This window comes from Kitasatospora sp. NPDC058444 (assembly GCF_042721415.1).
Classification (GTDB): Bacteria; Actinomycetota; Actinomycetes; order Streptomycetales; family Streptomycetaceae; genus Kitasatospora.
In genome coordinates, this window is record NZ_JBHXLL010000001.1 from 1 (window position 1) to 24,010 (window position 24,010).

At 73.8% G+C, this 24,010-nt stretch carries 21 protein-coding genes and 3 tRNA genes; 17 read left to right on the forward strand and 7 right to left on the reverse strand.

Annotated features, from left to right (window positions below; all coding sequences use genetic code 11):
• The 5 genes from ACFWP2_RS00005 to ACFWP2_RS00025 all read left to right on the forward strand — a co-directional run.
• Positions 1–1,420 (forward strand): LytR C-terminal domain-containing protein (locus ACFWP2_RS00005; protein WP_380446494.1); only part of this gene is annotated, 1,420 nt, incomplete at its 5' end.
• Positions 1,421–1,575: 155 nt separating this feature from the next.
• Positions 1,576–2,034: a ribosome silencing factor gene (gene rsfS, locus ACFWP2_RS00010; protein WP_224284631.1), complete on the forward strand. Its 459-nt coding sequence runs from the start codon at positions 1,576–1,578 to the stop codon at positions 2,032–2,034.
• Positions 2,031–2,681, forward strand: a complete 651-nt coding sequence (locus ACFWP2_RS00015; protein WP_380447467.1) for a histidine phosphatase family protein — start codon at positions 2,031–2,033, stop codon at positions 2,679–2,681. Before rsfS ends, ACFWP2_RS00015 begins: the two co-directional genes overlap by 4 nt.
• Positions 2,682–2,856: 175 nt before the next feature.
• Positions 2,857–2,929: transfer RNA gene (locus tag ACFWP2_RS00020), tRNA-Ala, on the forward strand.
• Positions 2,930–2,972: 43 nt separating this feature from the next.
• Positions 2,973–3,045 (forward strand) — tRNA-Ala (locus ACFWP2_RS00025).
• A 54-nt stretch (positions 3,046–3,099) separates the two neighbouring features.
• On the opposite strand, the gene ACFWP2_RS00030 is transcribed toward ACFWP2_RS00025, so the two are convergent.
• The gene (locus ACFWP2_RS00030; RefSeq protein ID WP_380446497.1) at positions 3,100–3,351 is read right to left on the reverse strand and encodes a hypothetical protein; all 252 of its coding nucleotides are present in this window, start codon (positions 3,349–3,351) and stop codon (positions 3,100–3,102) included.
• Positions 3,352–3,472: 121 nt separating this feature from the next.
• Here ACFWP2_RS00030 and ACFWP2_RS00035 point away from each other — a divergent pair, with 121 nt between their 5' ends.
• The 9 genes from ACFWP2_RS00035 (at position 3,473) to ACFWP2_RS00075 (ending at position 16,139) form a co-directional block, all read left to right on the forward strand.
• Positions 3,473–4,456 (forward strand): MFS transporter, encoded by a 984-nt coding sequence (locus tag ACFWP2_RS00035; RefSeq protein WP_380446500.1) that lies wholly within the window; start codon positions 3,473–3,475, stop codon positions 4,454–4,456.
• Positions 4,384–4,938 carry a hypothetical protein gene (locus ACFWP2_RS00040; RefSeq protein WP_380446502.1) on the forward strand — a complete coding sequence of 185 codons (555 nt, stop codon included), beginning with the start codon at positions 4,384–4,386 and terminating at the stop codon, positions 4,936–4,938. The genes ACFWP2_RS00035 and ACFWP2_RS00040 overlap by 73 nt, the downstream gene beginning before the upstream one ends.
• A gap of 252 nt (positions 4,939–5,190) precedes the next feature.
• Positions 5,191–5,263, forward strand: a tRNA-Ala gene (locus ACFWP2_RS00045).
• A 98-nt stretch (positions 5,264–5,361) separates the two neighbouring features.
• Entirely contained in the window at positions 5,362–6,657 is a 1,296-nt protein-coding gene (locus ACFWP2_RS00050) for a hypothetical protein (RefSeq protein ID WP_380446505.1), read from the forward strand.
• Positions 6,658–7,028: 371 nt separating this feature from the next.
• Positions 7,029–9,917 (forward strand): leucine--tRNA ligase, encoded by a 2,889-nt coding sequence (leuS, locus tag ACFWP2_RS00055; RefSeq protein ID WP_380446508.1) that lies wholly within the window; start codon positions 7,029–7,031, stop codon positions 9,915–9,917.
• 421 nt (positions 9,918–10,338) lie between these two features.
• Positions 10,339–11,148, forward strand: a complete 810-nt coding sequence (locus ACFWP2_RS00060; RefSeq protein WP_380446511.1) for a hypothetical protein — start codon at positions 10,339–10,341, stop codon at positions 11,146–11,148.
• A gap of 157 nt (positions 11,149–11,305) precedes the next feature.
• Positions 11,306–12,151, forward strand: coding sequence for a DegV family protein (locus ACFWP2_RS00065; RefSeq protein WP_380446514.1), 846 nt, complete (start codon positions 11,306–11,308; stop codon positions 12,149–12,151).
• 246 nt (positions 12,152–12,397) lie between these two features.
• A complete protein-coding gene (locus ACFWP2_RS00070; protein ID WP_380446517.1) occupies positions 12,398–13,417 on the forward strand; it encodes a helix-hairpin-helix domain-containing protein in 1,020 nt (339 codons plus the stop codon).
• Positions 13,418–13,478: 61 nt separating this feature from the next.
• Complete coding sequence (locus ACFWP2_RS00075) at positions 13,479–16,139, forward strand: ComEC/Rec2 family competence protein (protein WP_380446520.1); 2,661 nt, start codon at positions 13,479–13,481, stop codon at positions 16,137–16,139.
• Positions 16,140–16,444: 305 nt separating this feature from the next.
• On the opposite strand, the gene ACFWP2_RS00080 is transcribed toward ACFWP2_RS00075, so the two are convergent.
• From ACFWP2_RS00080 to ACFWP2_RS00090, 3 genes are read right to left on the reverse strand one after another with little or no spacing between them, the layout of a single operon-like run.
• Complete coding sequence (locus ACFWP2_RS00080; RefSeq protein ID WP_380446523.1) at positions 16,445–16,864, reverse strand: arsenate reductase ArsC; 420 nt, start codon at positions 16,862–16,864, stop codon at positions 16,445–16,447.
• Positions 16,865–16,912: 48 nt separating this feature from the next.
• A complete protein-coding gene (locus ACFWP2_RS00085; RefSeq protein WP_380446526.1) occupies positions 16,913–17,659 on the reverse strand; it encodes an aquaporin in 747 nt (248 codons plus the stop codon).
• Positions 17,656–18,027, reverse strand: coding sequence for an ArsR/SmtB family transcription factor (locus ACFWP2_RS00090; protein WP_380446529.1), 372 nt, complete (start codon positions 18,025–18,027; stop codon positions 17,656–17,658). Before ACFWP2_RS00090 ends, ACFWP2_RS00085 begins: the two co-directional genes overlap by 4 nt.
• A gap of 90 nt (positions 18,028–18,117) precedes the next feature.
• Here ACFWP2_RS00090 and ACFWP2_RS00095 point away from each other — a divergent pair, with 90 nt between their 5' ends.
• Complete coding sequence (locus tag ACFWP2_RS00095) at positions 18,118–18,585, forward strand: ArsI/CadI family heavy metal resistance metalloenzyme (RefSeq protein ID WP_380446532.1); 468 nt, start codon at positions 18,118–18,120, stop codon at positions 18,583–18,585.
• Between the two features lie 265 nt (positions 18,586–18,850).
• Here ACFWP2_RS00095 and ACFWP2_RS00100 read toward each other — a convergent pair whose 3' ends face one another.
• Positions 18,851–19,144 (reverse strand): hypothetical protein, encoded by a 294-nt coding sequence (locus ACFWP2_RS00100; protein WP_380446535.1) that lies wholly within the window; start codon positions 19,142–19,144, stop codon positions 18,851–18,853.
• A gap of 74 nt (positions 19,145–19,218) precedes the next feature.
• On the opposite strand from ACFWP2_RS00100, the gene holA reads away from it, so the two are divergent.
• Complete coding sequence (holA, locus tag ACFWP2_RS00105) at positions 19,219–20,217, forward strand: DNA polymerase III subunit delta (protein ID WP_380446538.1); 999 nt, start codon at positions 19,219–19,221, stop codon at positions 20,215–20,217.
• A 137-nt stretch (positions 20,218–20,354) separates the two neighbouring features.
• Here holA and ACFWP2_RS00110 read toward each other — a convergent pair whose 3' ends face one another.
• Together ACFWP2_RS00110 and rpsT are read right to left on the reverse strand one after the other, a co-directional pair.
• Positions 20,355–21,203: a hypothetical protein gene (locus tag ACFWP2_RS00110; protein WP_380446540.1), complete on the reverse strand. Its 849-nt coding sequence runs from the start codon at positions 21,201–21,203 to the stop codon at positions 20,355–20,357.
• A 266-nt stretch (positions 21,204–21,469) separates the two neighbouring features.
• Positions 21,470–21,739 (reverse strand): 30S ribosomal protein S20, encoded by a 270-nt coding sequence (rpsT, locus tag ACFWP2_RS00115; RefSeq protein ID WP_030309778.1) that lies wholly within the window; start codon positions 21,737–21,739, stop codon positions 21,470–21,472.
• 371 nt (positions 21,740–22,110) lie between these two features.
• Between rpsT and lepA the strand changes: the two genes are divergently transcribed.
• The gene (gene lepA, locus ACFWP2_RS00120) at positions 22,111–23,979 is read left to right on the forward strand and encodes a translation elongation factor 4 (protein ID WP_380446543.1); all 1,869 of its coding nucleotides are present in this window, start codon (positions 22,111–22,113) and stop codon (positions 23,977–23,979) included.
• The last annotated feature ends 31 nt before the right edge of the window (positions 23,980–24,010 follow it).

Sequence of the window (24,010 nt, forward strand, 5' to 3'; positions counted from 1 at the left end):
CCCGGCTCCGGCCCCGGCCGCCGCTGCGGCCCCCGTCGCCGCGCCGCCGCGGCCGCGGGTGCCCCGGCCCGCCGAGGAGGCGGTGCCGGCCAAGGCCGCGCCGCCGTCCGAGCAGGTCGCCGGGGCGCGGGCCGGAAAGGGCGGGAAGGCCGGGAGCAAGGCGCCCAAGGACAGCTACACCACGGGCGAGTTCACCTTCGTCGACGAGGAAGCGGAGGAGACCGAGGACGTCATCGACTGGCTGAAGTTCGCCGAGTCCCGCAGCGAGGTGCGCGCCGAGCGCCGCCGCAAGCTGCGCAACCGGCTGATCGGCCTCGGTGTGGTGGTGGCGCTCGCGGCCGGCGGCGTCGGCGGGTACCTCTTCCTGGCCGGCGACAAGCCGACCGCGGCCGCCGCCGCCGGCGGGCGCCAGGTCAACGTCGTCCACCTGCGCGACCTCCAGGGCAAGGTGTCCAGCGCGCTGCTGGTCAACGACGCCTCCGGGAAGAAGGGCACGGTGCTGCTGCTGCCCGACAACCTGCGGCTGCCCGGCCCGGGGGACCCGCCGGTCACCACGGTCGGCCAGTCCATGGACGGCATCGGCGCCTCGGCGACCCGCGAGGGCCTGTCCACCGTGCTGGGCGCCCCGGTGGCCGGCACCTGGCGGCTGGACACCCCGTACCTGGAACTGCTGGTCTCCCAGCTCGGCGGCGTCCGGGTGGACACCAACGCCGAGACCCACGAGGGCGGCAAGCCGGACGGCAAGCTGCTCTCCGCGGCCGGGAAGAACACCATGCTCAGCGGGAAGGCCGCGGTGGCGTACGCGACCCTGCAGGCGCCCGGCGAGAACCGGGACGCCCAGCTGGCCCGGTTCGGGCAGGTCCTGGACGCGGTGGTGCGCACCATGCCGACCGAGTTCAAGGACGCCAAGGACGACGTGCACCGGATGAACGCGGTGCTCGACCCCTCGCTGCCCGAGGACGCCCTCGCCGGGGTGCTCGTCCAGCTCGCCCAGCAGGCGAAGGACGGCCACCTCGGCACCACCGCGCTGACCGTCAAGCCGGACGGCAGCCTGGACGAGGCGACCGCGGGCAAGCAGGTCAAGGACGTGCTGGGCGGCACCGTGAAGTCCGCGGCCGTCGGCGACGCCCCGGCCCGGGTCGCGCTCCAGGACGCCAGCGGCAACGACGCGTCGGCGGCCGCCGCGCAGGTCCAGATCGTCAACTCCGGCCTGACCTTCATCCCGGGCGGCGCCAAGGCGGCCCCGCAGCCGGCCAGTGAGATCCGCTACACCGACGACGCCCGGCAGGGCGCGGCGAAGTCGCTGGCGACCAGCCTCGGGCTGCCCGACACGGCGGTGAAGAAGGTGACCGGCGACACCCAGAACGCGGACCTGCTGGTCGTGCTCGGCAAGGACTACCAGCCGCCGAAGAACCCGTAGGACGACGGCCCGGGCCCGCGCGGTCCGGTGATCGCGGCGCGGTGGCCCGGGCGGGCCCGGAAATCGGTTCCGGGCCCGCCCGGGCGGCGTGAGATCCTGGAAGGCGACCCCGGCCCGCGCCGGGGCGCCCCAAGCCGCCTAGCCGGAAGAACACCGTGACCGTCACCGACCACAGCCAGCAGCTCATCACCGTCGCCGCGCAGGCGGCGGCCGACAAGCTCGCGCACAACATCATCGCGTTCGACGTCAGCGAGGTGCTGTCGATCACCGACGCCTTCCTGATCGCCTCCGCGAACAACGACCGCCAGGTCCGCTCGATCGCCGAGGAGATCGAGGACCAGCTGCGCGAGCAGCTGGACATCAAGCCGGTGCGCCGCGAGGGCGAGCGCGAGGGCCGCTGGATCCTGCTCGACTACCTGGACATCGTCGTGCACGTCCAGCACTCCGAGGAGCGCTCCTTCTACTCGCTGGACCGGCTCTGGAAGGACTGCCCCGAGCTGCCGCTGCCCGAGGACGCCCTGGCCTCGCGCAACCGTCCGGACGCCCACACCGACGAGGCCGGCAACGCCGTCGCCCCCGCCGACGACTTCGGCAAGCCCGAGGACCTGCACTGAGCCGCGGCGCGCGCGGCCCGCGCATCGTCTTCTGGCGGCACGGCCAGACCTCCTGGAACCTCGAATCGCGCTTCCAGGGCACCACGGACATCGAGCTGACCGGCCAGGGCGTCCTGCAGGCCCAGCGGGCGGCCCGGCTGCTCTCCGGGCTCCGTCCCGACCTGCTGATCTCCTCGGACCTCAAGCGGGCCCGGCGCACCGCCGCGGAGCTCGCCGAGGTCACCGGGCTGGACGTGCAGCACCACGAGGGCCTGCGGGAGACCTTCGCGGGCTCCTGGCAGGGCCTGACCAACGCCGAGATCCGCGCGCGCTTCCCGGAGGAGTACGAGGCCTGGGCGGCCGGCGAGCCGGTGCGGCGCGGCGGTGGCGGCGAGCTGGCCACCGAGGTCGCCGACCGCTCGGTGCCGGTGGTCCTGGAGGCCGTCGGCAAGCTCCCGGAGAACGGCACGCTGGTGGTGGTCAGCCACGGCGGGACGATCCGCACCATGCTCGGGCGGCTGCTCGACCTGGAGCCGGCCCAGTGGGAGCGCTTCGGCGGGCTGTCCAACTGCTGCTGGTCGGTGCTCGGCCACGGGTCGCGCGGCTGGCGCCTGCTGGAGCACAACGCGGGCACGCTCCCGCAGCCGGTCATCGGCGACGACACCTGAGCGGTACCGGTGCGGGCGGCACCGGGCGCCGGGGGCCTCTCGGGGCCCTCGGCGGGGCCCTCGGCGGGGCTCTGGAGGAGCGGATTTCGCAGTTCCGGCCCTGACCAGCTAGAGTCTTCCTCGTTCGCAGGGAAGGAACGCGGCCCGGAAGGGAAGCGGGAGATCCGGTGAGTGCGGGGCTATAGCTCAGTTGGTAGAGCGCTTGCATGGCATGCAAGAGGTCTGGGGTTCAATTCCCCATAGCTCCACTCCGCATCGGCGGTCGTGGTCAGCCAGGGTCGCCCGTGTCGCGGGGCTATAGCTCAGTTGGTAGAGCGCTTGCATGGCATGCAAGAGGTCTGGGGTTCAATTCCCCATAGCTCCACAGTGGTTGGGAAGGCCGTCACCCAAGGGGTGGCGGCCTTCCGGCGTTCCGGCCTCACGCTTCGCAGGTGTGGGCCCAGCCGCCCGGCGGCAGCGAGTCGAGCCGCTCCACCCGCTCCCGGTCCTCCGGGCCGGCCGGCACGTACACCACGATGTAGCACTCGGTCACGCCCGGCATCGTCAGACAGGTGGCGTTCAGCCGCAGCACCCCGACCTCCGGGTGGCGGAACACCCGCAGCCAGGCCTCCGGCGGCGCGACCTCCTGGCGGTCCCACAGCTCCCGGAACAGCTCGCTGCGCGCCGACATCCGCCTCCAGGACGGTCATGGCCCCATGGTGCCGCAGCCCGGGCCGCCGATACAGGTGCTGCCGGTACCAGGATCGGCAGGCTCTAACCACCAGTACCGGGACGGGCCCAGGCTGGCTGCCATGACGGACCTTCAGAGCCGGCCCCGCCCCGCCGGACGCACCACCCGGGCCCCGACGGCCCGGCCCGGGCTGCTCCTCGCGCTCGTCCTGTGCGGGCAGTTCATGGCCGTGCTCGACGTCTCCATCGTCAACGTCGCGGTCCCCACCATCCGAACCGACCTGGGCGCCTCCGGGGCCGCCCTCCAGCTGGTCATCGCCGGCTACACCATCAGCTACGCCGTCCTGCTCATCACCGGCGCCCGGCTCGGCGCCCGGTACGGCTACAGCCGGCTCTTCCAGCTCGGCCTGGCCGCCTTCACCGCCGCCTCGCTGGCCTGCGGCCTCGCCCCGGCCACCGGCTGGCTGATCGCCTTCCGGCTGTTCCAGGGGGCCGGCTCGGCCCTGATGGTGCCCCAGGTGATGAGCCTGCTCCAGCACACCTTGACCGGAGCCGCCCGGATCCGGGCGCTCGGCCTCTACTCGGCGGTGCTGGCCGGCGGCATGGCACTCGGCCAGGTGCTCGGCGGCGTCCTGGTCAGCGCCGACCTGTTCGGCAGCGGCTGGCGGCCGGTGTTCCTGGTCAACCTGCCGATCGGTGTGGTGCTGCTCGCGGCCGGCGCCCGGCTGCTGACCCGGCTGCCCGGGGACGCCACCCGGGGCTTCGACCTCCCCGGCCTGGTGGTGCTCGGCATGGCCCTCGGCCTGCTGGTGGTCCCGCTCGTCCTCGGCCACGAGCTGGGCTGGCCCGTCTGGGGCTGGGCGATGATCGCGGCCGCCGTGCTGCTGTTCGGCCTCTTCGTGGCCGTCGAACGCCGGACCGCCCGGCGCGGCGGGCAGCCGCTGATCTCCGGCCGGGTGCTGCGCGCCCCCGGGCTGCGCCCCCGGGCTGCGCCCCCGGGCTGCGCCCCGCGGCCGCCGGACTGTTCGCGATCATGGCGGCCCTCGCGGGCTTCATGTTCACCTTCGCCCTGCACCAGCAGGCCGCGCTCGGCCACACCGCGCTGAAGGCCGGGCTCTGCTCGGCGCCCGTCGCCGTCGGCTTCGGCCTGTCCAGCCTGCACTGGCACCGGCTGCCGGGCCGGCTGCACCGGATCCTGCCGGCGCTCGCCGGGGCGCTGCTCGGCGGCGGCTACCTGCTGCTCGGGCTGATGCTCGGCGGCGGGGCGGACATCGGCGCCGGGCCGCTGGTGGAGATGGCCGCGCTCGGCCTGGTCGCGGGCTGCGCGTACTCACCGCTGGTCGCCCGGGCGCTCGCGGGGGTGGCGCCCGGGGACGCGGCCGACGCCAGCGGCGTGCTGGTGACGGTCATCCAGCTCGGCCAGGTGATCGGCGTCGCGGTGCTGGGCTCGGTGTTCCTCGGCCAGGTCGACCTGCCGGCGCCGGCCGCCGAGTCGGGGGAGGCGCTGCGGACCGCCCTGCTGCTCGACGCCGCGGCGGTGCTGGTGGCCGCCGGCTTCGCGGCGCGCGGCCGGCGGGTGGCGCGGTAGCCGGGCGCGTGTCGCGGGAGGCGAGCGCGTGGTGCGGTAGCCGGACGAGTGGCGTGGTGGGCGCGTGCGTGACGGCCGGGCGCGTGCGCGGCTTCCCGCGCCCCGGGGCTCTGGAAGCGGGGCTCCCGGGGCGCGTGGTGCGGACCTCGGGAAACGGATTTCAGGAGCACCCCCAGGACCGTGTAAAGTAGTCGATGTCGCCGAGGGAAACGGCCGGAAACAACCGGGAACCACGGTGACATCGCAGGTCAAGGGGCTATAGCTCAGTTGGTAGAGCGCTTGCATGGCATGCAAGAGGTCTGGGGTTCAATTCCCCATAGCTCCACAGCAGTCGAGAGCCGCCTCCCGGAAACGGGAGGCGGCTCTTCGCCGTTCTGCCCGCGCCACCGGTCGCGGAGCCCGGAATCCCGCTACCGTCGTGCCATGGCCGATCTGGAGCGAAGGCGGAACGAGGAACTGGCCCGGATACTCCACCAGCTCGGCTGGAGTCCGGAACGGCTCGCCCGCGAGGTGAGCCTCGCCCTGCCGCCGGGCCTCGCCATCAGCTCCACCGCCCCGTACAAGTGGCGCGACCGCGGCATGGTGCCGCGCAGCCCGCACGACCAGGCGGTCTGCGAGGTGCTCAGCCGCACCCTCGGCATCGCCGTCACCTACGAACAGCTCTGGGGCCGGATGGGCGGCCACCGCGGCGCCAAGATCCTCTCGCCCCGGCTGCTCACCGACCCGTGGACCGCCGACACCGCCCAGACCGCGCTGCGCGAGGCCGCCACCGACGCCGGACCCGTCCGGCTCACCGACCTGTTCCGCAGCTCCGACCTCGACCAGGCCGCCGCCCGCCTCGACTCCCCGCCCCCGCCCGTCGGCGGCGGCGAGGGCGCGCTGCGCGTCGAACCCGGGCTGGCCGGCGAGCTCGGCCTGTCCTACCGCAGCAAGCAGAAGCTCGAACGGGCCTGCGGCGGCGGCCTCGTCCTCGGCCCCGTCCGGGCCGAACTCGCCATGCTGGCCAAGCTGCTGGAACTCGGCGCGTACGACGAACGGCTCGGCCGCGAGCTGTACGGCACGGCCAGCAGACTCGCCCGGCTGGCCGGCTGGGCCGCGTACGACCTCGGCCACGACGCGGCCGCCCAACGCGCCTTCGTCGCCGCGCTGCGCGCCGCCCACGTCAGCGGCGACCCCCGGCTCGGGGTCGCGGTGCTCGGCGCGCTGGTCGTGCTCGCCACCCAGGGCTCCGGCGGGCGCGGACTGGACGCCGTCTCCGCGCTCGTGACCGCCCTGGAAACCCACGGCGCCGTCCTCAGCCCCACCTCCCGGGCCCGCCAGTACGGCCGGCTCGCCCGCGCGTACGGCCGCCGGGACGAGGCCGAGCGGGCCGACGAGGCCGCCGCCCGGGCCTTCGCCGAACTGGACGGCCTGCCCGGCGCCGAGGAGACCCGGGCCGGCGTCGCCGGGATGGTGGGGGAGGGCCGGCTGGCGCTCGGCCGGCACCGGATGGCGAAGGTGCTGCTCGCCGAGGCCGTGGCCGGACTCGGGCCGGGGCGGGCCCGCTCCAAGGCGCTGCTGATGGTGCGCCTCGCCGAGGCCCACCGCAGGCTCGGCGACCAGCGGGAGGCCGCCCGCACCGCCTCGCTGGCGCGCTCGCTCGCGGCGGGGATGCAGTCCGAGCGGCTGGCGAAGGCACTGCGGGAGTTCGACGCGGCGGGGCGGGCGGCCGCGCGGTAGGGCGGGTGGCGGCGCGGTAGGGCGGCCCGTGCGGTCCCGCTCGGTCCCGTGCGGTCCTGTGCGGCCCCGCTCGGTCCTGCCCGCGTCCTCCGGCCCGCGCGGCCCCGCGTGCGCGCGGCCGCCCCGCGGGTATGCCCCGCGGCCCGCCGACCCGCTTGCGGTACCCTGAGCCCATGCGAACCGTGCGCCTGCTCCTTAGCCGGCCGCGCTGACCAGGACCGGCTGCGCCCCCGGGCGGTGCCGGAGTCGGCGTGGCGTCCCCTCCTGCGAGGGGATTTTTTGTTTTCCGCCCCCGACCCCGTCCCGGGCCGGGTCAACGGGCCGGCCGCCTGCGCGGTTCGCCAACTGACACCGATGGAGCTTGAAGGACCATGAGCGAGACGACCCCTGCGTCCGGCGCGGCCGAGACCGCGACCGAGCCGTTCCGGTACAGCGCCGCGCTGGCGGCCGAGATCGAGTCCCGCTGGCAGGACATCTGGGAGAAGGAGGGCACCTTCCACGCCCCCAACCCCACCGGTGCGCTGGCCGACCCGGCGGCCGGAGACGTCGCCGCGAAGCCGCACAGCTTCATCATGGACATGTTCCCGTACCCCTCGGGCGCGGGCCTGCACGTCGGCCACCCGCTGGGCTACATCGCCACCGACGTCTTCGCCCGCTACCAGCGGATGACCGGCCACAACGTGCTGCACACGCTGGGCTACGACGCCTTCGGCCTGCCCGCCGAGCAGTACGCGGTGCAGACCGGCACCCACCCGCGGGTCTCCACCGAGGCCAACATCGCCAACATGCGCCAGCAGCTGCGCCGGCTGGGCCTGGGCCACGACCCGCGCCGCTCGATCTCCACGATCGACCCGGAGTACTACCGCTGGACCCAGTGGATCTTCCTGCAGATCTTCAACTCCTGGTACGACGCGGACGCCCGCAAGGCCCGTCCGATCACCGAGCTGGTCGCCGAGTTCGAGTCCGGCGCGCGCGAGCTGCCGGGCGGGCGCGCCTGGGCCGAGCTGTCCGTCGCCGAGCGCGACGAGGTGCTGGGCGAGTACCGCCTGGCCTACGCCAAGGAGGTGCCGGTCAACTGGTGCCCGGGCCTGGGCACCGTGCTGGCCAACGAGGAGGTCACCGCGGACGGCCGCTCCGAGCGCGGCAACTTCCCGGTGTTCAAGTCCAACCTGCGCCAGTGGATGATGCGCATCACCGCGTACTCGGACCGGCTGATCGAGGACCTGGACCTGCTGGACTGGCCCGAGGCCATCAAGCTGCAGCAGCGCAACTGGATCGGGCGCTCCGAGGGCGCCCGGGTCGACTTCGCGGCTCCCGGCGACCAGAAGATCACCGTCTTCACCACCCGCCCCGACACCCTGTTCGGCGCCACCTACATGGTGCTGGCCCCCGAGCACGGCCTGGTCGACTCCATCGTCCCCGCCGCCTGGCCGGAGGGCGTGCCCGCCGAGTGGACCGGCGGCGCCGCCACCCCCGCCGAGGCCGTCGCCGCCTACCGCGCCACCGCCGCCGCCAAGTCGGACGTCGAGCGCCAGGTCGAGGCCAAGGTCAAGACCGGCGTCTTCACCGGCGCCTACGCCGTCAACCCGGTCAGCGGCGCGTCCGTGCCGGTCTTCATCGCCGACTACGTGCTGATGGGCTACGGCACCGGCGCCATCATGGCCGTCCCCGCCCACGACCACCGCGACTTCGCCTTCGCCCGCGCCTTCGCGCTGCCGATGCGCTGCGTCGTCGAGCCGACCGACGGGCGCGGCTCCGACCCGGCCGAGTGGGACGACGCCTTCGACACCTACGACTCCGTCATCGTCAACTCCGCCCGCGCCGAAGGCGACCTGTCGCTGAACGGGCTGAGCGTCGTCGACGCCAAGGCCGCCGTCACCGCCTGGCTGGCCGAGCGCGGCATCGGCGAGGGCACCGTCAACTACCGCCTGCGCGACTGGCTGTTCAGCCGCCAGCGGTACTGGGGCGAGCCCTTCCCGATCGTCTACGACGAGGACGGCGTCATGCACGCGCTGCCCGAGTCGATGCTGCCGGTCGAGGTCCCCGAGGTCGACGACTACTCGCCGCGCACCTACGACGCGTACGACGCCGCCTCCTCGCCGGAGACCCCGCTGTCGCGCAACGAGGCCTGGGTCAACGTCGAACTGGACCTGGGCGACGGCGTCAAGAAGTACCGCCGCGAGACCAACACCATGCCCAACTGGGCCGGTTCCTGCTGGTACGAGCTGCGCTACGTCGACCCGTCGAACTCCTCGGCGGTCGTCGACCCGGCCAACGAGCAGTACTGGCTGGGCCCCACGGCGACCAAGCCGGCCGGCGGCGCCGACCTGTACGTCGGCGGCGCCGAGCACGCCGTGCTGCACCTGCTGTACGCGCGCTTCTGGCACAAGGTGCTGCACGACCTGGGCCACGTCTCGTCCGTCGAGCCGTTCCACAAGCTGTTCAACCAGGGCATGATCACCGCCGACGTCTACCGCGACGAGCGCGGCTTCCCGGTGCCAGCCGCCGAGATCGAGGAGCGCGACGGCCAGTACTTCTGGCAGGGCGAGCCGGTCAAGCGCGAGGCCGGGAAGATGGGCAAGTCCCTGAAGAACGCCGTCGCGCCGGACGACATCGCCGACGAGTACGGCGCCGACACGCTGCGCCTGTACGAGATGTCGATGGGCCCGCTGGACGTCTCCCGCCCGTGGGACACCCGCGCCGTCGTCGGCTCGTACCGCTTCCTGCAGCGCCTGTGGCGCAACGTCGTCTCGGAGACCACCGGCGAGCTGGTCGTCACCGAGGACGAGCCCGACGACGCGACGCTGCGCGCCCTGCACAAGGCGATCGACGGCATCCGCGGCGACATGGCCGCGCTGCGCTTCAACACGGCCGTCGCCAAGGCCATCGAGCTGAACAACCACCTGGTCAAGCGCGGCTCCACGCCGCGGACGGTGGCCGAGCAGCTGGTGCTGATGGTCGCGCCGCTGGCCCCGCACATCGCCGAGGAGCTGTGGCGCCGACTGGGCCACGGCGACTCGCTGGCGCACACCGACTACCCGGTCGCCGACCCGGCGTACGTGGTGGACGAGACGGTGACCTGCGTGGTCCAGATCAAGGGCAAGGTCAAGGCGCGGCTGGAGGTCGCGCCGGGCATCTCCGACGCCGAGCTGGAGGCGCTGGCGCTGGCGGAGCCGGCGGTCGTCGCGGCGATCGGCGGGGCCGAGGTGCGGAAGGTGATCGCGCGGGCGCCGAAGCTGGTGAACATCGTCACCGGCTGAGTGCGGCTGCCGCGGGTGGCCCCGCGGCGTGAGCGCGGCAGCGTGGCGTGACCGCGGCAGCGTGGAGTGAGCGCCGCCGCACCGCGGCGTGAGCGCGGAGTGATCGGGCGGGCGTCCTTCGGGGCGCCCGTCCGGCGTTTTGCGGGGGGCTCCGGGCGGTGCTCGCTCGGCGTGCTGCGGCGGTTTCGGGGCGTGCTCGCGGTGCCCGCCGGCGCGTTCTGCGGGGCCGGAGGGTGCCCGCGGGGCGTTTCGGGGATGGTCGGGGGCCCTCGGGGAGATCCCGGATCTGACCCTGATCTCCGTTCGCGGGGGCCGCTCGGGCTGCCCTCGGACGGCTCCCGGCGGCTACCGTGGAACCCTCGGCGATGCGGCCCGCGTTGGGCCCGGTGGGGGCCGGAACGACGGCGGAAGGTGGCGCGCGATGGACGTGTTCGGCGTGATGATCGGACTGGTCCTGCTCTTCGGGGTCGCGGTGATGGTGCTGGCCGTGGTCGGCACGGTCAAGGCCGCCAAGGCCGTCGGCGCGAAGATCGAGAAGCACGAGGCCAGCGCCCGTCGGGCCGTGGAGACCGCCACCCTCAAGGCGAAGACGTACACCAAGGTCGGCCCGCCCGCGCAGATCGCCTCCGTCCGGCTCGGCCTGCGGACCTCGCTCGACGGCACCCGGCAGGTGCTGGAGAGCGGCCTCGCACAGGACGGCCAGCTCGGTGAGGCGCTCGCCCTGCTGAAGCGGCTCGACGAGCACGCCGCCGAGCTCGACGGCGAGCTGCGGATGCTGGAGCGCGAGCCGGACACCGGGCGGATCGCCGCCAAGCTGCCCGAGCTGCGCGAGCGGGCCGAGCGGATCACGCACTCGGCGGAGACCATGCGCTGGGCGGCGCAGGACCGGATGCAGCGGTTCGCGGACGACGAGCTGAGCCGGCTGAGCCAGGAGTGCGAGAGCGAGGCGGGGGCGCTGCGGCACTGGGACGCCGCGGGAGGTGCTTCCTCCGGGGGCGCTGCGGGTGCCTCGGGTTCCGCCGGTTCTTCCGGTTCCTCCGGTTCGGCTGGTTCCTCCGGTTCGGCCGGGTCCGGGGGCGCGGCCCGGAGTGCGGCTCGGGCCGGGCTGACCGACGGTAAGGGGCGTCCGAGCGCGGAGGAGCTGCTCGGTCTCGCCGATCCGCTGACCAAGCTGGCGCAGCGGCTGCGCAAGCCCTCGGCCGGGCCTTCGACGGGGCCCTCGGCGGGCTGAGCCGGTGGTGCGGCGCGAGTCGAGGGGCGAGGCGCGGCGAGGCGCGGCGCGGGTCGAGGGGCGAGGCGAGGGAGGGGCGAGGCGCGGGGCGGGGCCTTCGGTTGGTGCCCGGACCAGGCGCTGTCGTCCCGGACCGACGGGGAGTAACCTCCGGCTCATGCCCTCCGACCTCGCGCTTGTCACCGATTCCACGGCCTATCTGCCGCAGGAGACCCTCGACCGGCACGGGATCACGGTGGTCCCGCTGAGCGTCGCGGTCGGTGACTCGGTCCTGAGCGAGGGCGTCGAGATCTCCCCGAAGGACGTCGCCGAGGCGCTGCGCGGCAAGCAGCGGGTGACCACCTCCCGGCCGAACCCGGAGACCTTCGCCGCCACCTACCGGGCGGCCGCCGAGGCCGGGGCGAAGGGGATCGTCTCGGTGCACATCTCCGGCGAACTGTCCGGCACCGTCGAGGCCGCCCGGCTGGCCGCCGCCGAGGCACCCGTACCGGTGCGGGTGGTGGACAGCCGACTGGTCGGGATGGCGCTCGGGTACGGGGTGCTGTCGGCGGCCGAGGCCATCGCGGCCGGGCAGGGCCTGGCCGAGGCGGCCGAGGCGGCCGCCCGGCGAATGGCCGGGACCAGCGGGTTCTTCTACGTCGACACCCTGGAGCACCTGCGGCGGGGCGGCCGGATCGGGGCGGCGCGGGCGCTGCTCGGCTCGGCCCTGGCGGTCAAGCCACTGCTGCACCTGGACGGCGGGCGGATCGAGCCGCTGGAGAAGGTGCGGACGGCGTCGCGGGCGATTGCGCGGCTGGAGGAGATCGCGGTCGAGCGGTCGGGGGAGCAGGAGGTCGACATCACCGTGCACCACCTGGCGGCCGGGGACCGGGCCGAACCGCTCGCGGAGCGGCTGCGGGCCCGGGTGCCGGGGCTTCGGGAGCTGTACGTGGGGGAGGTGGGGGCGGTGATCGGCGCGCACGTCGGGCCGGGGCTGCTGGCGGTGGTGGTCGCGCCGCGCTGAGGAGCGCGGGCGGCCCCGTGGTGGACGGCCTTGGGGTGGTCAGCCTCGGGGTCGCCGGCCTCGGGGTGGCCGGCCCGAAGGCGACCGGTTCGTTGTCGGTCGAGCTGGTGTCTGTCAGGAGATGGGTCAACTTCAGACAGCCTCGTCCACTCTTGTGAGTGACGCATTTTGTCCACAACCCCTGGGTTATCCACAGGGTTTCGTTGATTTCCGCGCTGCCGCCGGAGGACTCCTACCGTCCTCGGCATGACGACCATGGGCCTGGGCGCGGCGAAGCGCCATGCGATCAACGAGACGGTGCGGCTGCGGATGGCCGCGCTGCTGCCGACGGGTGACGAGCCGGAAGGCGGCTCGGGCGAGGCTTTCCCGGCACCGGCCGCGTCGCGGGCGGGGGACCGGGCGGCGCCTGCCACCGGGCCGCCGCCGTTGCCGATGGCGGCAGCGGCGGCGGCAGTGATGCCGACGGCGCCGGATACAGGTGCTGCGCCGGATCCGGGCGACTTCGCGGATCCACTGGAGGCCGGGGCACGGCCGCCGCTCCCCTCCTCTCCCTCGTTCCCTTCACCCCCCTCAACCCGTTCGTTCGCCTCGGCGCTGGCGCTCGACCGGCGCGCGGTGGCCGGGCTGGCCGTCCTGCTGCTGTTCGCCGTCGGATACGCCGTGCAGCACTTCTGGCTGTCCCGGCCGGAGACGATCCCCGTCCCCGCGCTGGCGGCGGTCGCGGCCCCGGCGGGGGCCGATCCGTCCGTCCCCGCCGACGTCACCGCCGCTGCGTCCCGAGCCGGGCCCGGCGCCGGTGCCGAGTCCGGCGTCGGCGGCGGGACAGCGGCCGTCGTCGTGGACATCGGCGGGCGGGTCCACCTCCCTGGCCTGCACACCCTGCCCGCCGGCTCCCGGGTGGCCGACGCCCTGCAGGCGGCAGGCGGTCCGCTGCCGGACACGGACACCAGGAACCTCAACCTGGCCCGCGTCCTGACGGACGGTGAGCAGATCCTGGTCGGTGAACCGGCGCCCGCCCCCGCTCCGGCCGTCGTCGGGAGCGGGAACGGACCTCCGGGCCCCGCCATGCCCCGGCCACCCGTCAGCCTCAACCACGCCACGCTCGAACAGCTCGACACCCTCCCCGGCGTCGGTCCCACCCTCGCCCAGCGCATCCTCGCCTACCGCGCCTCTCACGGCTCCTTCCGCTCCCTCGACCAACTCCGGCAGGTCAGCGGCATCGGCGCCCGGACGTACGCGGAACTCCGACCGCTCCTCACCCTCTGACGCCCGCCCCCACCGCTGTCATCCCTGTCCGCTTCCTCGGCCATCGAAGGGAGGTACCGCCATGGCCGTCGCCACCACGCCGGTCGATCCGGCCGCTGCGCCCCGCTCTCCCGGGGCCGACTTCCGGCTACTGCTGCCCGCCGTTTCGGCCTGGGCGGTCACGGCGGCGCTCCTGCGCCTGGAACCGGGGTACGAGGCCGTCGCGTTCACCGTCGCCGGCCTTGCCGTGCTCGCGGCCGTCGTCCTGCTCACCCGGCCGGGGGTCCTGCGCCGGCGCGGTGCCGCGGCGACGCTGTCCGCCGTCCTGCTCACCGGCGCGGCGGCCGCGATCGCCACCCCGCTGCACACCTCCGACCTGCACCGGGGCCCGCTGCCGGAGCTCGCCCGCGCGTCCGTGGCCGCCGAGCCGAGAACCCCTTCCCCACTGGTGGAGGTGGAGCTGACCGTCGCGGGGGATCCGAAGACCCACACCTCCCGGGGCGGCCTCACCGGCGGGCAGGCGCTCGTCACCGTGGACGCGGTGGCCGACCGCGTCACCCTGCTCCCGGACGGGCGGAGCACCCGCACGCGCACGCCCGTGACCGTCATGGCCCGAGGGGCGGAGAGCGAGCCCTGGCAGCGGCTGCTGCCCTCCCAGCGGCTGACGGCGGAGGCCGAGGTACGGCCGGCGGGGGAGGGGCATGACACCGAGTCCGCCGCGCTGCTGGTCGTCCACGGGCCGCCCCGGCAGCTGGCGCCGCCGAGCCTGCCGCAGCGGATCGCCGGCCGGCTGCGCGAAGGCCTGCGCTCGGCCACCGACGGGCTGCCGGCGGACGCGCGCGGGCTGCTCCCGGGGCTGGTGGTCGGCGACACCTCTCGGCTGCCCGACGACCTCGACGACGCCTTCCGGGCCACCGACCTGGTCCACCTGGTGGCGGTCAGCGGGGCCAACCTGGCGATCGTCCTCGGGGCGCTGCTGGGCGCGCCCGGGCAGGCCGGCACCCCGGAACGGCGCGGGCTGGCCGCGGTGCTGGGGCTGTCGCTGCGCACCGGCGCCCTGCTCGGCACCGCGCTGACACTGGCCTTCGTCACCGTCTGCCGGCCCGAACCCAGCGTGCTGCGGGCGGCCGGGACGGGTCTGATCGGCATGCTGGCCCTGGCCGTCGGCCGACCTCGCAAGGCGGTGCCCGCGCTCGCCGGGGCGGTCCTGGCACTGGTCCTGCTGGACCCGTTCCTGGCGCGCTCGTTCGGCTTCCTGCTGTCGGTGCTCGCCACCGCCGGGCTGCTCGTCCTCGGACCGCACTGGGCCGAGGCCCTGCGGGCCCGCCGCTGGCCGTACCACCTGGCAGGCGCGCTCGCGGCGACGGCGGCCGCCCAGGCGCTGTGCGCGCCCGTGACGGTGGTGCTGTCCGGGCACATCAGTCTGGTCGGCATCCCCTGCAACCTGCTGGCCGAGCCGGCGGTGGCCCCGGCGACGCTGCTCGGCTTCGGGGTACTCGTCCTGCACCCGCTCCTCCCGGCCCCGGCCGGCCTGCTCGCGGAAGCGGCCGGAGTGCCGGCGGGCTGGCTCGCCCTGGTGGCACGCCGTGGCGCCGAGCTGCCTGGCGGACAACTGGCCTGGCCGGGAGGGTGGTTCGGCACGGCGACGGTCGCGCTGGCCGTCCTGGCCGGCTGCTGGGCGGCGCCGCTGCTGCTGCCCCGACGGGCAGAGTCGGGCGGTCCGCGGCCGGCACCCGGGCGGCGGCGCTGGGCCCGGGCCCTGGTGACGGGGGCCCTGGTGGTGGTCCTGCTGGCCGTGCTGCTGCGCCCGCCACAGCTCGCCCGGATCGCCACCGGCTGGCCACCGACGGGGTGGCGACTGGTGATGTGCGACGTCGGGCAGGGGGACATGCTGGCCCTGGCGACGGGGGAGCCGGACAGCGCGGTGGTGATCGATGCCGGGCCGGATCCGAACGCCGCCGACAGATGCCTGCGCGACCTCGGCATCCGGACGGTCCCCTTACTGCTGCTGACGCACTTCCACGCCGATCACGTCGAGGGCGTGCCGGGGGTGTTGCGGGGCCGCAGGGTCGGTGCGGTCGAGGGCACCACGCTGGACGACCCGCCGGGCGAGGCGGCCAGGGTGACGGGCTGGGCCGCAGGTGTGGGCCTCCCGCTGCTGAGAGCCGGTCGGGGTGAACGGCGTTCGGCGGGAGCGGAGTTGGCCTGGGACGTGGTGTGGCCCGTCCCCGGTGCGGCGGTCGAGGCACCGGGACCGAACAACGCGAGTGTGGCGCTGATGGTGTCACTGACAGGAGGACTACGGATGGCACTGCTCGGAGATCTCGAACCGCAGGCCCAGTCGGCGCTGCTGGGCCGGCTGGGAAGGGCCGACGTCGTGAAGGTGGCGCACCACGGATCGGCCCACCAGGACTGGGACTTGGCGGGTGCCCTGCGTCCCCGGCTGGCCCTCATCTCCTGCGGCGAGGGCAACCCGTACGGGCACCCGTCCCCGAAGACGGTCGACCACCTGCGCGCACTCGGCGCCACCGTCCTGCGCACCGACCGCGAGGGAGACATCGCGGTGACGGGCGACTCCCCGGCCACTCTCGGCGTGGCCGTCCACCCCCAGCCCGCCCACAACGCCCGCCACCCCCGCCCCCACGGCGGGCCCGGCGGGCCCGCGGGGCACGCCGGGTACACCTCCACAGCCCACGCCCACCCCGGGCGGACCTCCGCCGACCCGCGGGCCCCGCCCGTGTGACCCCCGCGCTCTCCTCCTCCCACCCATCACGTGGGGGCATGGAAAGTAGAAGGGGGTGGTGGGAGGAGGCGGAGCAGAGCAAGCAGAAACGTTCCGGCGCGCTCCGGGCCCAGCCCGGAGCGCGCCGGAAGAAAACCACGGGCTCGGGGCCGAGGGCGGCCCGCAGCATCGTGCCGCGGGGTGTCGAGGGCCCGAAGGCGGTTGCGGCGCGCTCCGGGCGGGCCCGCAGCGCGCCGCGAAAAGCCTCACGCCCCGTAGCCGTGTACGACGACCTGGGGGGCTGTCCACGGTCCTCCGGGTGATGCTCAGGCGGCAGCTTCGACACCGAGGTCGGCGAGGAGGCCGCGGATGCGCTGTTCGATCTGGTCGCGGATCGGGCGCACGGCGTCGACGCCCTGGCCGGCCGGGTCCTCCAGCTTCCAGTCGAGATAGGTCTTGCCGGGGAAGAACGGGCAGGCGTCGCCGCAGCCCATGGTGATCACCACGTCGGAGGCCTGGACCGCCTCGGCGGTCAGGACCTTCGGGATCTCGGCGGAGATGTCGATCCCGACCTCGGCCAGCGCCTCGACCACCGCGGGGTTCACGGTCTCGGTCGGGGCGGAGCCGGCGGAGCGGACCTGGACCCGGTCGCCGCCGAGGCGGGTGAGGAAGGCGGCGGCCATCTGGGACCGGCCGGCGTTGTGCACGCAGACGAACAGCACGGACGGGACGGCGGGAGTGCTCACGGAAGTGGGTCCTTGGTCTTCGAGGCGGGACGGGCGGAGGGCAGCAGGTCAGCGGGCGGCTTCGGCTCGGTGGTGGTCGCCATGCGGGACGGCTGCGTCCTCGGCGGCCGGGGTCGGGCGGCCGAACAGCACCACCACCAGGACGATGCCGACGGCCAGGCCGACGAGCTGGGCGGCGATGAACGGCAGCACCGAGGCGGGGGCGATGCCGGCGAAGGTGTCGGTGAACGCCCGGCCGATCGTCACCGCGGGGTTGGCGAAGCTGGTCGAGGACGTGAACCAGTAGGCGGCGCCGATGAACGAGGCGACCGCGACCGGGGTGAAGTGCGCGCGGCCGATGCGGGCCAGGCCGAAGATCAGCAGGATCAGGCCGGCGGTCGCGACGACCTCGCCCAGCCACAGATGCGGCGCCCAGCGGTCATGCGTCGACCAGGACACGAGCGGCTCGGCGAACATCGCGTCCGCGAGCACCGCCCCGCCGATCGCGCCGACGGTCTGCGCGGGGACATAGGCCGCGACGTCCCGCAGCCCGGGCCCGTTCCCGTGGCTGCGGCCACTCCACCAGGCGGCCAGGGTCACGGCCGGGTTGAAGTGGGCGCCGGAGACCGGGCCGAGCAGCAGGATCAGCGCGCCGAGGCCGAACACGGTCGCGAGCGAGTTGGCCAGCAGCTGGACGCCGACGTCCTGGGACAGCTCGGCGGCCTGGATGCCGGAGCCGACCACGACGGCCACGAGCGCGCCGGTCCCGACGAACTCGACGGCGGCCCGGCGGCCGAGCGGCGCTGTCCCGGTCATCCGGACTCCCCGGTGGGGGCCTGGAGCAGGGCGGAGAGCTTGGCCAGCGCGGCGGGCAGCACCCAGTAATAGACCCACGTCCCGCGGCGCTCGGAGCCGACCAGGCCGGCCTCGCGCAGGACCTTGAGGTGGTGGGAGATCGTCGGCTGGGACACGTCGAACGGGCCGGTCAGGTCGCAGACGCAGGCTTCGCCGCCCTCGTGCGAGGCGATCAGCGACAGCAGCCGCAGGCGCACCGGGTCGGAGAGGGCCTTGAACATCTTCGCCAGGTCGGCGGCGGCGTCCTCGCCCAGGGGCTCGTGGACCATCGGCGAGCAGCACGCGGCCGCGTCGTCCCGGTCGAGCACCTCATGTTCCAGATTCGACATATGTCTATATTGACAGCCATTGATTCAAGTGGCAACGTCGTCCATATCGACAGTTGTCGAATCAAGGCCTCGGTCCCTGGGAGAACCGCCATGTCCCGCGTTCAGCTCGCCCTGCGCGTCGCCGACCTCGAAGGCTCGATCGCCTTCTACTCCAAACTGTTCGGCACCGAGCCCGCCAAGCGCCGGCCCGGTTACGCGAACTTCGCCATCGCCACCCCGCCGCTCAAGCTCGTCCTCATCGAGGGCGGGGACGGCGAGGACACCCGCCTGGACCACCTTGGCGTCGAGGTCGAGAGCGCTGAGCAGGTCACCGCCGCCGCCACCCGCCTCAAGGACGCCGGCTTGGCCACCTTCGAGGAGAGCGACACCTCCTGCTGCTACGCCCTCCAGGACAAGGTCTGGGTCCACGGCCCCGGCAAGGAGCCCTGGGAGGTCTATGTCGTCAAGGCCGATGCCGACACCCTCGGCAAGAGCGCCGACGGCGCCCCCGGCACCTGCTGCACCAGCACCGAGCGGACCGCCGAACCGGCCGCTGCCACCGGATGCGCCTGCGGCTGACCCTCACCGACACCGATGGCCTCGCCCCTGACGAGGGCGAGGCCATCACGCTGCCCGGCGAAGACAGCCGAACGGGGGCGGAACTTCAACACGAAGAACTTGACGGGGAAGGCGTCGGTCAGGGGGACGTGCCGGCCCTGGCGGCGGGGGAACCGGACAGCGCGGTGGTGATCGATGCCGGGCCGGCTCCGGAGCGCGCCGCAGGGGCGGGCGGTGGGGGCTCGGTGCGGCCGGTCCGGCAGTCGTCGGGTACGGCCGAGGGCTCTCAGGCCTCCTCGCGCCAGCCCTCGTAGCCGGCCGCGAGGGTGTCGAGGGCGTGCAGCAGGGTGGGGGTCCAGCCGGTCTCCGGGGCCTCGGCGACGATCAGCCACTGGGCGTCCTCGGCGTCGTCCTCGCCCGCGAGGGCGTCGCGGACGACTTCGAGCTCGCCGAGGTCGGGCTGGGTGGCGCCGAGTTCCTCGGCCGCCTCCTGGGCGGTGTCACGGTCGGGCAGGACGAGCAGCTGCCGGGCGTACGGGTCGTCGACGTCCGGGAGGTCGGTGGTCTGGTTCTCGCTCACCCGGCCATTGTCCAGGTCGGGCCGTCCGCTCCGTCGGGCGGGAGTGTCCGCGGCCCGTGGGATGCTGGTAGGCGATGGCCAGGAAGAGTGCACCCGACGACCTGCTCGCCCCGCTGACCCTCGCGGTCGGCCAGGAGGAGCTGCTGCTGGACCGCGCGGTCGCCCAGGTGGTGGCGGCGGCGAAGGCGGCGGACCCGGACACCGACGTGCGGGACCTGCCGCCCGGCGGTCTGCAGCCCGGCAGCCTGGCCGAGCTGACCACGCCGTCGCTGTTCGCCGAGCGCAAGGTGATCGTGGTCCGGGCCGCCCAGGACCTCTCCGCCGACTCGGTGAAGGAGGTCAAGGCGTACATCGAGGCGCCGGCCGACGAAGTGATCATGGTGCTGGTGCACGCCGGCGGCGCCAAGGGCAAGGGCCTGCTGGACGCCGGGCGCAAGGCCGGCGGGCGCGAGGTGGCCTGCGCCAAGCTGGCCAAGGCGAGCGAGCGGCTGGCCTTCGTCAAGGGCGAGTTCCGCACCCTGGGCCGCTCCGCGACCCCGGAGGCCTGCCAGGCGCTGCTGGACGCGCTCGGCAGCGACCTGCGCGAGCTGGCCGCCGCCTGCCACCAGCTGACCTCGGACGTCGAGGGCACGATCGACGAGACGGTGGTGGCCCGCTACTACAGCGGCCGGGCCGAGGCGACCGGCTTCGAGGTGGCGGACCTGGCGGTCACCGGCCGGGCCGCGGAGGCGCTGGAGCGGCTGCGCTGGGCGCTGGCCGTCGGCCAGCCGCCGACCGGCATCACCTACGCGCTGGCCTCGGGCGTGCGCAGCATCGGCCGGCTGGCGAGCGCTGGGCGGAACATGCGCCCGGGCGACCTGGCCCGCGAGCTGGGCATGCCGCCGTGGAAGGTCGACCGGGTCCGTCAGCAGATGCGCGGCTGGACGGGCAACGGGGTGGCCACCGCGCTGACCGCGATCGCCCAGGCCGACGCCGCCGTCAAGGGCGGGTCGGACGACCCGGCCTTCGCCCTGGAGCGCGCGGTGGTCGCCGTCGCCCGGGCCGCCCGGGCCGGCTCCCGGCCCGCCTACTGACCGGCCCGCCTACTGACCGGCCCGCCTACTGACCGTCCCGCCTGCTGACGGCCCGCCTACTGACGCCGCTGACTGGCGGCGCCTCCTGACACCGTCCCGCCTGCTGTCAGTGCGCGGCAGCGCGAGCGGGTCCCGGCCTACTTCTTCATCGCCCGGAGGGCGTCCTGCGCGTCGGACTGCAGGGTGCTGCGCAGCTCGTCCTTGGACGGCGGCTTGCCCTTCCCCTGGGTGTAGCTCGCCGTGTAGTTGATGTAGTACGTCATCCCGCCGTCGCGGATGTCCAGTTCGGCGTAGACGCTGTGGTATTGGTCCGAGCCGTCGTCCTTGTACAGGTAGTACGCCTGCTCGCCGAGTCCCGCGATGTCGGTGACCTGGTAGCCGCGCCCCCGGTAGAGCTCCTTGTTGGCCTCCATCTCGGGCTCCGGGTTGATCGCCTTGTGGAGGTCGGTGCGGAAGAAGAGGGTGGCGTACTCGCTGTCGTTGTTGCCGCCGGTGCGCTTGAGCGACATCGAGCAGCTCATGGTGTCCAGGGCCGGGTGCCGGTCGGCGTGGTGGGTCGGCGCGGAGGTGTCCGAGACGGAGTACGTCTGGAGGATCTTCGTGGGCTTCCCGGTGGTGCAGAAGTCGTCGGAGAGGTGGTAGCCGTGCAGGCCGCGCGGCGAGGACTCGCTGGTCACCAGGCCGGGGACGGTCATCACGGCGGCGGCCCAGCCGGCGGAGACGATCAACGCGCCGACGAACGCCCAGACGGCGTTGCGCCGCAGGTTCCCGCTCCTCCCGGAGCCCGGCGGAATCGAGGTGCCCGGGCTGAGGACCGGGGCCAGGCCCGGGGCGGTGGGCAGCCCCGGCGGCGGCCCGAAGCCGGCCGTACCGGCCGCACCCGCCGGGCCCGGAGCGCCCGGTACGGGCTGCGCGCCCCCGCCCGGCTGCTGCGGGAAGCCGTACCCCGGTCCGTTCGGTGCCGGTGGCGGCGGTGGCGTCGTCATGGAAGTTCCCCCCTGGACCTGGCGTCGGGGTGCTCCCCGCACCCCGAACGGACCCGACCGACCATAGCGGCCGGACCGTGGAACGCGACAGGCGCCGCAGTGGCCTCGGGGAAGAGGCCGACTGCGACGCCTGTCGCACTGCTCCTGTGCACCGCACCCGCGTGGCGAACGCAGGCCGCGTACGGTGCGAGTCTTGCGCGCCTCGGGGGTCCGGGTAGAGGGCCGGGTCGTCCCGAAGCGGTGGGGGGTCACCGCCCCCGGGGGCGTCAGGCCTGGACGGCCGTGTTGACGCGCTTGGTGATGGCCGACTTCTTGTTGGCGGCCTGGTTGGCGTGGATGACGCCCTTGCTCACGGCCTTGTCCAGCGCCTTGGAGGCGGCGCGGGCCAGCTCGGTGGCCTTCTCGGTCTCGCCGGCGGCAGCGGCCTCACGGGCCTTGCGCAGAGCGGTCTTCAGCGAGGACTTGACGGCCTTGTTGCGCAGGCGCGCCTTCTCGTTGGTCTTGTTGCGCTTGATCTGGGACTTGATGTTCGCCACGAAGGAGCCTCAGTCTGTCTAAAGGTCTGAACGGGTTCGCACCGGCGGCCTTCGTCCTGCTGAGAGGGCATGCCGAGGCCAGGTGCAGCAGCCCACGCTACCAGGGGCCCGCCGCCCGCCCCAAACCGGGCGCCCGCGAGGACCGGCCCCGGGCGCCCGCGAGGACCCGTCCTCGCCGCCCGCGCGTACCGTTCCCGCGGCCCGTGAGGATCGCCCCCGCCGCCCGCGATGCTCCCGGACGGTGCCATGGGCCGCGGTCGTGGGAAGATGGGAGGAACTATTTCGATCGGACGAGACTGTCCGGTCCCCGGGAAACCGGTCAGCGATGATCCGGACACCCCGGCCCCGGACCAACGGAGAATCGGACCAAGGTGCCCGCGACCCCCAGCAATGTGCCAGAGCCCAGCCGTACCGACCCGGCGCTGATCCGCAACTTCTGCATCATCGCCCACATCGACCACGGCAAGTCGACGCTCGCAGACCGGATGCTGCAGATCACCGGCGTCGTCGACCCCCGGCAGATGCGTGCCCAGTACCTCGACCGCATGGACATCGAGCGTGAGCGCGGCATCACCATCAAGTCGCAGGCGGTCCGCCTCCCGTGGGCGCCGAAGACCGGGCCGAACGCCGGGGCGACGCACATCCTCAACATGATCGACACCCCCGGCCACGTGGACTTCACGTACGAGGTGTCCCGCTCCCTCGCCGCGTGCGAGGGCACCATCCTGGTGGTCGACGCGGCCCAGGGCATCGAGGCGCAGACCCTCGCCAACCTGTACCTGGCGCTGGAGAACGACCTCACGATCGTCCCGGTCCTCAACAAGATCGACCTCCCGGCCGCCCAGCCGGAGAAGTACGCGGCCGAGATCGCCCACATCATCGGCTGCGACCCGGACGACGTGCTCAAGGTCAGCGCCAAGACCGGCCTGGGCGTCGAGGACCTGCTGGACCACATCGTCGACACCATCCCGGCCCCGGTCGGCGTCGCGGAGGCCCCGGCCCGCGCGATGATCTTCGACTCGGTGTACGACTCCTACCGCGGCGTGGTCACCTACGTCCGGGTCGTGGACGGCCAGCTGAACAAGCGCGAGCGCATCCAGATGATGTCCACCGGCGCGACCCACGAGCTGCTGGAGATCGGCGTCATCTCGCCCGAGCCGAAGGTCGCCGACGGCCTGGGCGTCGGCGAGGTGGGCTACATCATCACCGGTGTGAAGGACGTCCGGCAGTCCAAGGTCGGTGACACGATCACCTCGATGCACAAGGGCGCCACCGAGCCGCTGGGCGGCTACAAGGACCCGCGCCCGATGGTGTTCTCCGGCCTCTACCCGCTGGACGGCTCGGACTACCCGCTGCTGCGCGACGCCCTCGACAAGCTGAGGCTCAACGACGCCGCGCTGGTGTACGAGCCGGAGACCTCGGTCGCACTCGGCTTCGGCTACCGCTGTGGCTTCCTCGGCCTGCTGCACCTGGAGATCATCCGGGAGCGCCTGGAGCGCGAGTTCAACCTCGACCTGATCTCCACCGCCCCCAACGTGGTCTACCGGGTGGTCATGGAGGACGGCACCGAGCACACCGTCACCAACCCGAGCGAGTTCCCGTCGGGCAAGATCTCCGAGGTGTTCGAGCCGGTCGTGCGCGGCACCATCCTCGCGCCCAACGAGTTCGTCGGCGCGATCATGGAGCTCTGCCAGTCCCGCCGCGGCAGCCTCCAGGGCATGGACTACCTGTCCGAGGACCGCGTCGAGCTGCGCTACACCCTGCCGCTCGCGGAGATCGTCTTCGACTTCTTCGACCAGCTGAAGTCCAAGACCCGCGGCTACGCCTCGCTGGACTACGAGCCCATCGGCGAGCAGGCCGCCCAGCTGGTCAAGGTCGACATCCTGCTGCACGGCGACGCGGTCGACGCCTTCTCCGCGATCGTCCACAAGGACAAGGCCTACAGCTACGGCGTGATGATGGCGGGCAAGCTCCAGAAGCTCATCCCCCGCCAGCAGTTCGAGGTGCCGATCCAGGCGGCCATCGGCTCCCGGGTGATCGCCCGCGAGACGGTCCGCGCGATCCGCAAGGACGTCCTCGCCAAGTGCTACGGCGGTGACATCTCCCGTAAGCGGAAGCTGCTGGAGAAGCAGAAGGAAGGCAAGAAGCGGATGAAGATGGTCGGCAGCGTGGAGGTCCCGCAGGAGGCCTTCATCGCCGCGCTGTCCACCGACGCCGAGACGCCGAAGGACAAGAAGTAGCGGCACGGCGGCGACGCACGCCGGAAGGGCC

Coding starts and splice junctions, on each gene's coding strand:
- ACFWP2_RS00075 (WP_380446520.1), top strand. CDS start 13,479: ATGGCCGTCGCCACCACGCCGGTCGATCCGGCCGCTGCGCCCCGCTCT.
- ACFWP2_RS00085 (WP_380446526.1), bottom strand. CDS start 17,659: ATGACCGGGACAGCGCCGCTCGGCCGCCGGGCCGCCGTCGAGTTCGTC.
- ACFWP2_RS00060 (WP_380446511.1), top strand. CDS start 10,339: ATGGACGTGTTCGGCGTGATGATCGGACTGGTCCTGCTCTTCGGGGTC.
- ACFWP2_RS00095 (WP_380446532.1), top strand. CDS start 18,118: ATGTCCCGCGTTCAGCTCGCCCTGCGCGTCGCCGACCTCGAAGGCTCG.
- leuS (WP_380446508.1), top strand. CDS start 7,029: ATGAGCGAGACGACCCCTGCGTCCGGCGCGGCCGAGACCGCGACCGAG.
- ACFWP2_RS00110 (WP_380446540.1), bottom strand. CDS start 21,203: ATGACGACGCCACCGCCGCCACCGGCACCGAACGGACCGGGGTACGGC.
- ACFWP2_RS00050 (WP_380446505.1), top strand. CDS start 5,362: ATGGCCGATCTGGAGCGAAGGCGGAACGAGGAACTGGCCCGGATACTC.
- holA (WP_380446538.1), top strand. CDS start 19,219: ATGGCCAGGAAGAGTGCACCCGACGACCTGCTCGCCCCGCTGACCCTC.
- ACFWP2_RS00065 (WP_380446514.1), top strand. CDS start 11,306: ATGCCCTCCGACCTCGCGCTTGTCACCGATTCCACGGCCTATCTGCCG.
- ACFWP2_RS00040 (WP_380446502.1), top strand. CDS start 4,384: ATGGCGGCCCTCGCGGGCTTCATGTTCACCTTCGCCCTGCACCAGCAG.
- ACFWP2_RS00035 (WP_380446500.1), top strand. CDS start 3,473: ATGACGGACCTTCAGAGCCGGCCCCGCCCCGCCGGACGCACCACCCGG.
- ACFWP2_RS00090 (WP_380446529.1), bottom strand. CDS start 18,027: ATGTCGAATCTGGAACATGAGGTGCTCGACCGGGACGACGCGGCCGCG.
- ACFWP2_RS00070 (WP_380446517.1), top strand. CDS start 12,398: ATGACGACCATGGGCCTGGGCGCGGCGAAGCGCCATGCGATCAACGAG.
- ACFWP2_RS00030 (WP_380446497.1), bottom strand. CDS start 3,351: ATGTCGGCGCGCAGCGAGCTGTTCCGGGAGCTGTGGGACCGCCAGGAG.